11 protein-coding genes, 1 pseudogene and 1 riboswitch are annotated in these 11,175 nt (G+C 71.1%); of the genes and pseudogenes, 8 read left to right on the top strand and 4 right to left on the bottom strand.

Annotated features, from left to right (window positions below; all coding sequences use genetic code 11):
* The 5 genes from ACH4F2_RS34795 to ACH4F2_RS34775 form a co-directional block, all read left to right on the top strand.
* On the top strand, nucleotides 1-212 hold a 212-nt coding region (locus tag ACH4F2_RS34795; protein WP_398136709.1), incomplete at its 5' end, for a flavodoxin-dependent (E)-4-hydroxy-3-methylbut-2-enyl-diphosphate synthase.
* A gap of 27 nt (nucleotides 213-239) precedes the next feature.
* Nucleotides 240-2,240 carry a 1-deoxy-D-xylulose-5-phosphate synthase gene (gene dxs, locus ACH4F2_RS34790; RefSeq protein ID WP_398136708.1) on the top strand — a complete coding sequence of 667 codons (2,001 nt, stop codon included), beginning with the start codon at nucleotides 240-242 and terminating at the stop codon, nucleotides 2,238-2,240.
* Entirely contained in the window at nucleotides 2,241-3,626 is a 1,386-nt protein-coding gene (locus ACH4F2_RS34785) for an aspartate aminotransferase family protein (protein WP_398136707.1), read from the top strand.
* A 73-nt stretch (nucleotides 3,627-3,699) separates the two neighbouring features.
* Entirely contained in the window at nucleotides 3,700-4,350 is a 651-nt protein-coding gene (locus ACH4F2_RS34780; protein ID WP_398136706.1) for a helix-turn-helix domain-containing protein, read from the top strand.
* Complete coding sequence (locus tag ACH4F2_RS34775) at nucleotides 4,347-4,463, top strand: DUF6126 family protein (protein ID WP_398136705.1); 117 nt, start codon at nucleotides 4,347-4,349, stop codon at nucleotides 4,461-4,463. Before ACH4F2_RS34780 ends, ACH4F2_RS34775 begins: the two co-directional genes overlap by 4 nt.
* A 16-nt stretch (nucleotides 4,464-4,479) precedes the next feature.
* Here the strand turns inward: ACH4F2_RS34775 and ACH4F2_RS34770 are convergent, their stop codons facing one another.
* Nucleotides 4,480-5,277 (bottom strand): tyrosine-protein phosphatase, encoded by a 798-nt coding sequence (locus tag ACH4F2_RS34770; RefSeq protein WP_398136704.1) that lies wholly within the window; start codon nucleotides 5,275-5,277, stop codon nucleotides 4,480-4,482.
* Nucleotides 5,278-5,700: 423 nt separating this feature from the next.
* Nucleotides 5,701-5,858: riboswitch (cyclic di-AMP (ydaO/yuaA leader) on the top strand.
* A 4-nt stretch (nucleotides 5,859-5,862) separates the two neighbouring features.
* Here ACH4F2_RS34770 and ACH4F2_RS34765 point away from each other — a divergent pair.
* Together ACH4F2_RS34765 and ACH4F2_RS34760 are read left to right on the top strand one after the other, a co-directional pair.
* Nucleotides 5,863-6,804 (top strand): peptidoglycan DD-metalloendopeptidase family protein, encoded by a 942-nt coding sequence (locus ACH4F2_RS34765; RefSeq protein ID WP_398136703.1) that lies wholly within the window; start codon nucleotides 5,863-5,865, stop codon nucleotides 6,802-6,804.
* 201 nt (nucleotides 6,805-7,005) lie between these two features.
* A complete protein-coding gene (locus tag ACH4F2_RS34760) occupies nucleotides 7,006-7,791 on the top strand; it encodes an SGNH/GDSL hydrolase family protein (RefSeq protein ID WP_398136710.1) in 786 nt (261 codons plus the stop codon).
* 45 nt (nucleotides 7,792-7,836) lie between these two features.
* Here ACH4F2_RS34760 and ACH4F2_RS34755 read toward each other — a convergent pair whose 3' ends face one another.
* On the bottom strand, nucleotides 7,837-8,457 hold the full coding sequence (locus tag ACH4F2_RS34755; protein ID WP_398136702.1) for a TetR/AcrR family transcriptional regulator: 621 nt from the start codon (nucleotides 8,455-8,457) through the stop codon (nucleotides 7,837-7,839).
* 59 nt (nucleotides 8,458-8,516) lie between these two features.
* Nucleotides 8,517-9,101: a carboxymuconolactone decarboxylase family protein gene (locus tag ACH4F2_RS34750; RefSeq protein WP_398136701.1), complete on the bottom strand. Its 585-nt coding sequence runs from the start codon at nucleotides 9,099-9,101 to the stop codon at nucleotides 8,517-8,519.
* Between the two features lie 169 nt (nucleotides 9,102-9,270).
* Between ACH4F2_RS34750 and ACH4F2_RS34745 the strand changes: the two genes are divergently transcribed.
* Nucleotides 9,271-10,464, top strand: coding sequence for an MBL fold metallo-hydrolase (locus ACH4F2_RS34745; protein ID WP_398136700.1), 1,194 nt, complete (start codon nucleotides 9,271-9,273; stop codon nucleotides 10,462-10,464).
* 348 nt (nucleotides 10,465-10,812) lie between these two features.
* Here ACH4F2_RS34745 and ACH4F2_RS34740 read toward each other — a convergent pair.
* Nucleotides 10,813-11,175, bottom strand: a pseudogene (locus ACH4F2_RS34740) (hypothetical protein); the annotation flags it as partial.

Genomic DNA, 11,175 nt, shown 5'->3' with positions numbered 1-11,175 from the left:
GCTGCGTCGTCAACGGCCCCGGCGAGGCCCGCGAGGCCGACCTCGGCGTCGCCTCCGGCAACGGCAAGGGCCAGATCTTCGTGAAGGGCGAGGTCGTCAGGACCGTCCCCGAGTCGAAGATCGTGGAGACGCTGATCGACGAGGCGATGCGGATCGCCGAGCAGATGGAGAAGGACGGCGCGTCGGGGGAGCCGGCCGTCACCGTGAGCTGAACAGCATGGACCGAAGGGGGCCCGAGCGTGACGATTCTGGAGAGCATCCGGGGACCACGCGACCTGAAGGCGCTGTCCGAGGCGGATCTCGGTGAACTGTCCGACGAGATACGTGACTTCCTGGTGCACGCGGTCGCCCGCACCGGCGGCCACCTGGGACCCAACCTGGGCGTGGTGGAACTCACCGTCGCCCTGCACCGGGTCTTCGAGTCACCGGCCGACCGCATCCTGTGGGACACCGGCCACCAGAGCTACGTGCACAAACTCCTGACCGGACGTCAGGACTTCTCCAAGCTGCGCGGCAAGGGCGGGCTGTCCGGCTATCCCTCGCGCGAGGAGTCCGAGCACGACGTCATCGAGAACAGCCACGCCTCCACCGTGCTCGGCTGGGCCGACGGCCTCGCCAAGGCCCGCCAGGTGCGGGGGGAACGCGGACACGTCGTCGCCGTCATCGGCGACGGCGCGCTCACCGGCGGCATGGCCTGGGAGGCCCTGAACAACATCGCGGCCGCCAGGGACCGGCCGCTGATCATCGTCGTCAACGACAACGAACGCTCGTACGCGCCGACCATCGGCGGCCTCGCCAACCACCTCGCGACGCTCCGGACGACCGACGGCTACGAACGGATGCTGGCCTGGGGCAAGGACGTCCTCCAGCGCACGCCCGTGGTCGGCAACACCGTCTACGAGGCCCTGCACGGCGCCAAGAAGGGCTTCAAGGACGCCTTCGCCCCGCAGGGACTCTTCGAGGACCTGGGGCTGAAGTACGTCGGCCCGATCGACGGGCACGACACCGGGGCCGTCGAGTCGGCGCTGCGGCGCGCGAAACGCTTCCACGGACCCGTACTGGTGCACTGCCTCACCGAGAAGGGCCGCGGCTACGAACCCGCCCTGCGCGACGAGGAGGACCACTTCCACACCGTCGGTGTGATGGACCCGCTCACCTGCGCGCCGCTCAGTCCCTCCGGCGCACCGTCCTGGACCTCCGTGTTCGGCGAGGAGATCGTCCGGATCGGTGAGGAGCGCGACGACGTCGTGGCGATCACCGCGGCCATGCTGCACCCGGTCGGCCTCGCCGGCTTCGCCGAGCGGTTCCCCGACCGGGTCTGGGACGTCGGCATCGCCGAGCAGCACGCCGCCGTGTCCGCGGCGGGCCTCGCCACCGGTGGCCTCCACCCGGTCGTCGCCGTCTACGCCACCTTCCTCAACCGCGCCTTCGACCAGCTGCTCATGGATGTGGCCCTGCACCGCTGCGGCGTCACCTTCGTCCTGGACCGGGCCGGGGTCACCGGCGCCGACGGACCCTCGCACAACGGCATGTGGGACATGTCCGTACTCCAGGTCGTCCCGGGCCTGCGCATCGCCGCGCCGCGCGACGCCGGCCAGCTGCGCGCCCAGCTGCGCGAGGCGGTCGCCGTCGACGACGCGCCGACGCTGGTGCGCTTCCCGAAGGAGTCCGTCGGACCGTCGGTCCCGGCCGTCGACCGGGTCGGCGGCATGGACGTTCTGCACGCGGCCGACCGGCCCGAAGTACTGCTCGTCGCAGTGGGTGTGATGGCGCCCGTCTGCCTCCGCGCCGCCGAGCTGCTCGAGGCCCGCGGCGTCGGATGCACCGTCGTCGATCCACGCTGGGTCAAGCCTGTCGATCCGGCGCTCGCGCCCCTGGCCGCCCGGCACCGACTGGTGGCCGTCGTCGAGGACAACAGCCGGGCAGCCGGGGTCGGTTCGGCGGTGGCGCTGGCACTGGGCGACGCCGAGGTCGACGTTCCCGTACGCCGGTTCGGCATCCCCGAGCAGTTCCTCGCACACGCCAAGCGCGCCGAGGTGCTCGCCGACATCGGTCTCACCCCGGTCGAGATCGCCGGCCGGATCAGCGCGAGCCTGGCCGCCGCAGCACAGGCCGCAGCACAGGCCGCAGCACAGGCCGCAGCACCGGCCGCAGCACCGGACGGAGAGGCGGCCGGAGAGGCGGCCGGGGATCAGGCCGGGGACGGACGGATCGTCATGCCAGCGGAAGGGGACAACTGAATGACCAAGGAGTTCGACCTCGCCGCGCTCCTGGCCGAGCGCGGAGCCGAGCGGTACGAGCTGCACGCCAGGCACCTCAACCACCAGCTCCCGCGCATGCTGCGCACCATCGGCTTCGACAAGGTCTACGAGCGTGCCGAGGGCGCGCACTTCTGGGACGCGGACGGCAACGACTACCTGGACATGCTCGCCGGGTTCGCGGTGATGGGACTGGGGCGCCACCACCCCGTCGTCCGCAAGGCGCTGCACGACGTCCTCGACGCCTCGCTGGCCGACCTGACCCGCTTCGACTGCCCGCCGCTGCCCGGGCTCCTGGCCGAGAAGCTGCTCTCCTACAGCCCCCACCTGGACCGGGTCTTCTTCGGCAACAGCGGCACGGAGGCGGTCGAGACCGCGCTGAAGTTCGCCCGGTGCGCGACCGGCAGGCCGAGGATCCTGTACTGCACGCACGCCTTCCACGGGCTGACCACCGGCTCGCTCTCCGTCAACGGTGAGAACGGCTTCCGCGACGGCTTCGCCCCGCTGCTGCCCGACACCGCGGTCCCGCTCGGCGACCTGGACGCCCTGGCGCGGGAGCTGAAGCAGGGCGACGTGGCCGCGCTGATCGTGGAGCCGGTCCAGGGCAAGGGCGTGCACGAGGCCCCGCCCGGCTATCTGCGCGCCGCGCAGGAGCTGCTGCACCGGCACAAGGCGCTGCTGATCGCCGACGAGGTGCAGACGGGCCTCGGCCGGACCGGGAAGTTCTACGCCTTCCAGCACGAGGACGGCGTCGAGCCCGACCTGGTGTGCGTGGCCAAGGCGCTGTCCGGCGGCTACGTACCGGTGGGGGCCACGCTGGGCAAGGACTGGATCTTCCAGAAGGTGTACTCCTCGATGGACCGGGTGCAGGTCCACTCGGCGAGCTTCGGGTCCAACGCGCAAGCCATGGCGGCCGGGCTGGCGGTGCTCTCGGTGATGGAGAACGAGGAGATCGTGGCGAACGCGGCCGCGGTGGGGGAGCGGCTGAAGTCCCGGCTGGCGGAGCTGGTGGACCGCTACGAGCTGCTCGCCGACGTCCGCGGCCGGGGGCTGATGATCGGCATCGAGTTCGGCCGGCCACGATCGCTGAAGCTGCGCAGCCGGTGGACGATGCTGCAGGCCACGCGGAAGGGACTGTTCGCGCAGATGGTGGTGGTGCCGCTGCTGCAACGGCACCGGATCCTGACGCAGGTCTCCGGGGACCACCTGGAGGTGATCAAGCTGATCCCGCCGCTGATCATCGACGTGGGGGACGCGGACCGGTTCGTCGACGCGTTCACCGAGGTGATGGACGACGCGCACAACGGGGGCGGCCTGATGTGGGACTTCGGCAAGACCCTGGTCAGGCAGGCGGTGGCCAACCGATAGCAGGTCACCGACGAAATTTTGCCTAACAGGCAAAGAAATTGCCTGACAGGCAAGTTTCGGGCTGAATGGAGGCATGACCTCCCACGAGCCCGAACCGCCGGCGCCGGACGCGTCGGCGGACGCGGTGTCCGTCGTGGCGCCGCAGCTGCGTGCCCTGCGGCGCAGGGCCGCTCTCACCCTGGAGGCGGCGGCCCGCGCCGCCGGGCTGTCGCCCGCCCACCTCTCCCGTCTGGAGACCGGGCAGCGCCAGCCCTCGCTGCCGATGCTGCTCTCCCTCGCCCGTATCTACGGTACGACCGTGTCGGAACTGCTCGGCGAGACGGCGGCGGACCGGGACGCCGTCGTGCGTGCCGACGCCATGGAGCCGACGTTCGCGGGCGGCTGGACGTACTGGCAGGCCGGCGGGGCCGGTCGCGGCATGCAGGCCCTGCGCGTCCACGTGCCGCACGGCTCGCAGGGCGACATCGTGCGGGTACACCCCGGCGAGGAGTGGCTCCACGTCCTGCGGGGCCGGCTGCGGCTGCGCCTCGGCGACACCGTGCACCGGCTCGGTCCGGGCGACAGCGCGCACTTCGACTCGCTGACCCCGCACCGGATCGCCGCCCAGGACGCCGACGGGGTCGAGCTCCTCTTCGTCCACACCCTGCTGCAGAGCCCGACGACGGCGCTGTGCCTGGGGCCGGCCACCACCACGATCCGTCCCACCCTTGGAGAGACGCCATGAATCTGCAGGAGAAGTTCCCGCGCGCCCTGTGGGTGCGGCTCTTCATCTACCTGATCGTGGGCCACGCCTTCGCGGCCTTCATCTACCTGCTCTTCGAGGTCGGCGCCAAGTAGCGGGTGGGCGGACGCCTCAGTCCAGCATCCGCTCCCGCAGCCGCTCCCGGGTCTCCGGAGTGATCCGCAGGCCCTTCTCCAGGTACGCGTCCACCCCGCCCCAGGTCGCCTCGATGGTCTCGAAGGCCGCTGCGAGGTACTCGGCGCGCGCGTCGAACAGAGGGCTGAGCAGCTCCATGACCTCGGGGGAGTAGGCCGAGGCGGCGGAGCTGCTGCGGCGTACCTTGTAGCGGCGGTGCGCGGCGTTGGACTTGAGGTAGTCGTCGACGACGGCCTCGCGCTCGACGCCCAGGGCGAGCAGGGTGACGGCGATCGACAGGCCCGCGCGGTCCTTGCCGGCCGCGCAGTGCATCAGGGCGGGGACGCTGTCCTCGGCGAGCGCGTGCAGCACCCGTGAGTGCTCCGCGGTGCGCTCCTTGATGATCATGCGGTAGGAGCCGATCATCCGGTCGGCTCCCTTGCCGCCCGCCAGGATCTCGCGCAGCTGGCCGAGGTCGCCGTCGCGGACCATCTTCCAGAACTCGGCGCCGTCGGCCGGATCGCTCAGTGGCAGGTTCACATTCCGCACGCCCGGAAGCTCGACGTCCGGACCCTCGAGCTTCTGGTCGGCCGCGTTGCGGAAGTCGAAGACGGTGTGCAGGCCCAGCGAGGCGAGGAACGCGGTGTCCTCCCCGGTGGCGTGCGCCAGGTGACCGCTGCGGAACAGCACCCCCTGTCGCACCCGCCGCCCGTCCACGGTCGGCAGTCCGCCCACGTCACGGAAGTTGCGCACACCGGCCAGCTCGGGTTCGGTCGACGGGACCTGCTGCGTCACGGGGACTCCTCCCACTTCGCCCCGTCGACGCTGCTCGCCGACGGGCGCCACTCGACGATACGGCACGGCCCTGGGGCCTCGACGTCACGACCGCCCGACTACGCCACTTCCAAGACTTCTGTCCGAATTAGCACCTGAATTCCAACTAGCGCTGAAATGGCAGGGGCTGGCGAGGTGCCGCGTGAGCAGCGTCATATCCGTGACCGTGCGTTGCCCATCATGTTCACGTAATACAGCGGGTTTTCAAGGCCGTTTACATGAAGCGGCGCTCCGCGAATCGACGGAGGGTGACCGGTAATCCCCGTAAAGGATCAATCGGAACACCCGTCCATGGAACACCTCGCTTGTCCCTGCGCGCCCCGGTCCCTTACGTTCACCACCGATCCGGACGGACGCCTAATCCTGCCGCCGACCGGAGCCCGCACTCATCCACCACCCGTACACGGCAGGAGCGGGGGACCCACAGGTACAACCGCCTGTTCCGGTTCCCGGAACGGCTTGGGGTAAAGCCGCGTCTCGGCGCGGCCGGGCATCTCCAGCTCGCACCCGACAGCTCACCTCGCAGGCGCCGGAGAGGAACTCGCCATGCCCGCGAAGGGTAAGCACCGCCGTACCAGGGCCATGCGCCTGACCCGCACCATCGCCGTCGCCGGAACCGGTGGCGCCGCGCTCGCGCTCCCGCTGATGGGCGCCGCCGCTGCCCACGCCGCTCCCGCGCAGTCCGTCTCCGAGCAGGCCGTGCGGTCCATACCGACGACGGCGAAGAAGGCCGCCGGCGACAGCGCCGAGAAGAACTCGGACTCGCGGACGTACACCGTGAAGAGCGGTGACTACCTCTCGAAGATCGCTGACGAGCAGGACGTCGACGGCGGCTGGAAGAAGCTGTACTCGGACAACCGCGAGGCCGTCGGCGCGGACCCGTCGATGATCCACCCCGGCCTGAAGCTCTCGATCGGCGAGCAGGCCGCCAAGTCGTCGGCCCCGTCCTCCTCCACCGAGTCCAAGAAGCCGGCGGCCGAGAAGCCCGCCGCGCCGGAGAAGTCGTCGGACGCCGCGAAGACCTCCTCGTCGGACTCGTCGGACTCCTCGGACGCGAGCGCCCAGTCCGCCGGCGCCACGAGCGGCTTCACGTCGCCCGTCCCCGGCGGCAGCGTCGGTACCCCGTACCACCAGACCGGCAGCATGTGGTCCAGTGGCTACCACACCGGCACGGACTTCGTCGTCCCGACCGGTACCTCGCTCAAGGCCGTCGGCGCGGGCACCGTCGTCTCCGCCGGCTGGGGCGGCGCGTACGGCAACCAGGTCGTCATCCAGCTCGCCGACGGCCACTACGCCCAGTACGCCCACCTGTCCTCGCTATCCGTCTCCGCCGGTCAGTCCGTGACGGCGGGCCAGCAGGTCGGCCTCTCGGGTGCCACCGGCAACGTGACCGGCCCGCACCTGCACTTCGAGATCCGCACCACGCCGGACTACGGTTCGGACGTGGACCCGATCTCGTACCTGCGCTCGCACGGCGTCTCTCTCTGACGACGGTTCGGCGCGGTCTCGCGCGACCGAAGGCCGGACCCCGATCCCCGGGTCCGGCCTTCGGTGTATTCCTGAATTGGTGAACACTTTAGGCGTGGTCTTTCTCACCGCCCGTCAACCCTTTCTACGGTCGCGTAGGTCACATTCCAAGGTGAATCATGGGCCGACGTGGCAGACGATTCGAAGAGTGACAGCAGAGAAGTGATCGGGTCGTACGTGGCGGTGGGGGACAGCTTCACCGAGGGCGTCGGCGACCCCGGCCCCGACGGGGCGTTCGTCGGCTGGGCCGACCGGTTCGCCGTACTGCTCGCCGACCGACGCCCCGAGGGCGACTTCAGGTACACCAACCTCGCCGTGCGCGGCAGGCTGCTCGACCAGATCGTGGCGGAGCAGATCCCGCGAGTCGCCGGACTCGCGCCGGACCTGGTCTCCTTCGCGGCGGGCGGCAACGACATCATCCGGCCCGGCACCGATCCCGACGAGGTGGCGGAGCGGTTCGAGCGGGCGGTGGCCGCGCTGACCGCCGTGGCCGGCACCGTCCTCGTGACGACCGGCTTCGACACCCGTGGGGTGCCCGTCCTCAAGCATCTGCGCGGCAAGATCGCCACGTACAACGGGCACGTCCGCGCCGTCGCCGACCGCCACGGCTGCCCCGTGCTCGACCTGTGGTCGCTCCGGAGCGTCCAGGACCGCAGGGCGTGGGACGCCGACCGGCTGCACCTGTCGCCCGAGGGCCACACGCGCGTGGCGCTGCGCGCGGGTCAGGCCCTCGGCCTGCGGGTGCCGGCCGACCCGGACCAGGCCTGGCCGCAGCTGCCGCCCCGCGGCACCCTCCACGTACGGCGGGACGACGTGCACTGGGCACGCGAGTACCTGGTGCCGTGGATCGGACGCCGGCTGCGCGGGGAGTCGTCGGGGGACCACGTGACGGCCAAGGGGACGCTGTCGCCGGACGACATCAAGATGCGGATCTCGGCGGTGGCCTGACGACGGGACGTGGACGGCGGGGCGTGGATGGGCGGGCGGCCCGGATCAGCGGCGCGGTGTCGTCAACGCCGAGCGCTCCAGGCCCAGTTCACGGGCGAGCGCCTCGTCCATCCACTCCTGTGCCCGGGCCCGTGACACCGCGCCCGCGTACGACGTCAGTTGCACGGCCAGCCCGTCGAGCAGTGCGGTCAGGCGCAGGGCGGCGCCGTCGGGCTCCGGGCAGGGGAACTCCCCGGCGGCCACGCCCTCCGCGATGACCTCGGCGATCGCCGCCTTCCACTGGCGGTCCAGTTCCCGCGTGACCTCCCGGAGCGCGGGCTCGCGCAACGCCGCAGCCCAGCCCTCGATCCACAGTCGCCAGCCCTTGGCCTGCCCGGTCGGGGCGTACCACCGCACGGCCGCCCGCAGCCGGCGCAGCGCCGACGTACGGCGGCCGAGCAGCTTGCGCAGACGGGCGAGATCGTCCTCGGCCGCGTAGGTGAACGCGGCGGCGACCAGCTTCTCCTTCGTGGAGAAGTGATAGAGCACGAGCGCGTTGCTGACACCGAGCGCAGCGGCCACGTCGGCGATCCGCAACGCCGCCACGCCCCGCGCCGATATCTGCTCGACGGCCGCGCGCAGCAGCTCCTCACGCCGCTCCGCCACACTCAACCGGACTCTCGCCACGCCCGTCACCCTATACAGGCGCCCGGACGTGCGGCGACGGCCGCTTCCGGCCCGGTGGCTCAGTCCGTCGTCGTGGCGGTCCGGGCCGCGGGCCCGGTGCCGGGCAGGTCGCAGGAGTCCTTGAAGCCCTGGCTGGTGAGGTCGAGCGCCGCGTTGATACGGGAACGCAGGTTCTCGACGGCGACCATGGCCGTCAGCTCCACGAACGCGGGCTCGCCCAGCCGGGTCCGCAGCCGCTCGGCGAGGTCGTCGCCGACGTCGGGCGGCGTCGCCGTCACCGCCTCGGCGTACTCCATGACGTCCCGCTCGAGCGGCGTGTAGGCATCACTCTCCCGCCACACCGGCACGTCGTGCAGCTTGCGCCGGTCCATGCCGCGCTCGGCGTTCTCCCAGAAGCCGAAGTCCATGCACCAGGAGCAGCCGATCGAGGCCGCCGAGGCCATCACGGCGAGCGCCTTCAGGTCGGAGTCCAGTCTGTTCCACCTGGCCACGGACTGCTCGAACCGCAGGTCGCCCCAGAGCACCCGCGGGTTGTGGGCAAGCGCCTTGCCGGGGTCGAGCACCCTGCCGTAGGCGCGCCGGGAGTACCACTCCATGACACGGAGAAGGAGCGTCCGGGGCGGGGTGAGGGATACGCGGGCCATGAGGGCCACCTTCCTGTCCGTCGGGCCGTGCCGTTGCGTTCCGGGCGCTTTGGCGGGGGCGCCCTCACCGGTACGACGGGCGGAGGGAACTCGGATGTGACATCGGGCGTTCGAGGTGACGTCGGACGAGACGATAATGAGAGCCTGACCTACTCCACCTGGAGGTACCGTGGCCGGTTTCCCTTCCCCGAGCCCCGGGCTCCGCATGCCGCGCCCCGCGGCCTTCGGCGCGAACCCGAGCGGTGAGCGCATGGCCCGTATCCGCAGATCGCCGCACTTCGGCGACGGCGTGTTCCAGAATCCCGGCGGCACCGCCCGGACCCGGCCCTCCGGATCGGCGCGCGAGTTCGCCAAGATCTACTTCGACCGGGAAGCGCGGACCCGCCGTGCGCCGCGGGGCACGGTCCCCGTGCACCCCACCACCCTCGCCGACCTCGCCGGTCCGCCCGCCACCGGACTGCGGCTGACCTGGATGGGGCACTCCAGCGTGCTCGCCGAGATCGACGGACAGCGGGTGCTCTTCGACCCCGTGTGGGGCGAGCGCTGCTCCCCGTTCCCCTTCGCCGGCCCCAAGCGGCTGCACCCGGCTCCGGTGCCCCTGGCCGCCCTCGGCCCGGTCGACGTCGTCGTCATCTCCCACGACCACTACGACCACCTGGACATGCCCACGATCGTGGCGCTGGCCGGCACCGACACCGTGTTCGCGGTGCCCCTCGGCGTCGGCGCCCACCTCGAACACTGGGGTGTCTCCGCCGACCGGCTGCGCGAGCTGGACTGGCACGAGTCGACGCGCGTCGGCGGCCTCACCCTGACCGCCACGCCGGCCCGCCACTTCTGCGGCCGCGGGCTGCGCAACACCCAGCACACCCTCTGGGCGTCCTGGGTCGTCGCGGGCGAGGAACACCGCGTCTTCCACAGCGGGGACACCGGCTACTTCGACGGCTTCCAGGACATCGGCGCCGCACACGGCCCGTTCGACGCCACGATGATCCAGCTCGGGGCGTACGCCGAGTTCTGGCCGGACATCCACATGACGCCCGAGGAGGGCGTACGCGCCCACCTCGACCTGCAGGGAGGCCGGCCGGGCGGTGCCCTGCTGCCGATCCACTGGGGGACTTTCAACCTCGCGCCGCACGCGTGGGCGGAGCCGGGGGAGTGGACGAAGGACGCGGCCGAGGAGGCGGGGCAGGCGGTGGCGTTCCCGCGGCCGGGGGAGCCGTTCGAGCCGGCGGGGGAGCTGCCGGTGGAGGCGTGGTGGCGGGCGGTGTCCGGTCCGATCGCCCGTCCGTGGTGCCGTCCCCGGAGTGCTGAGGGTGTGGCCGAGCCGAGCAAGGGGGATCTCGACCTCGCCGGTGAGCGGTGACGTCCTGACCGCGTGCGCGGTGGCGGACCGACAGCGCATCCCGCGCTGTGGCCACCGGCGCAACCTCGCGGTCGGCGCCTTGCGACTGAACGGCGCGAAGAACATCGCCTCCGGCCGTCGCCGCAATGCGCGTGACGCCCGCCGACCCCTCACGCTCCTTGCCCTCGCTCGAGCGCGAAGTGGACGTCACTCGACTACGCCGAAGCACTGAGGGCTGTCGCAGAACGACTTCAGGCTTCGATATCGGTCAGGCGGGCTGTCTCGCGGGGTCGTCGAGTGGAACGGCGGGCGCTTCGGCGTTCTCTCAGGCCGAGACGAGAGGTAACGCCGACGAGAGGTAACGCCGCCTCAGATGGTCGGGGTGTCGTCGACGATCGGCCTGTGAATCTCAACGACCGGCTTCCACCCCGCGGAGAACTCGATGAAGTCCGCACGGGTGGGGTAGGTGTCGATCGCGCGACGGTCACGCTTGGGGCTGTCGCTCCCCTTGCGCCCCCGGGGAATCTGCTCCTCGAAGATGTCGACCTTCACGTCGGGAACCTCCTTGAGGCCCTGGCGCCAGATCTGCACGATGTCGGCGCCGAACGCCTGCCGGGCCGCGGCGTAAAGGGCCGTGAGCCTCGCGCTTTCATGAAGCGGGCTGTCCGGCAGGCGGTCAGGAAAGCAGAAAGTGCCTCTGACCAGCAAGAATGAGGATTGTCGAGGTCCTTG

It is taken from the genome of Streptomyces sp. NPDC017890 (genome assembly GCF_044328675.1).
Classification (GTDB): domain Bacteria; phylum Actinomycetota; class Actinomycetes; order Streptomycetales; family Streptomycetaceae; genus Streptomyces.
Note: the sequence above shows the minus strand (reverse complement) of the source record. Positions and strands in the feature narration are given on the sequence as shown.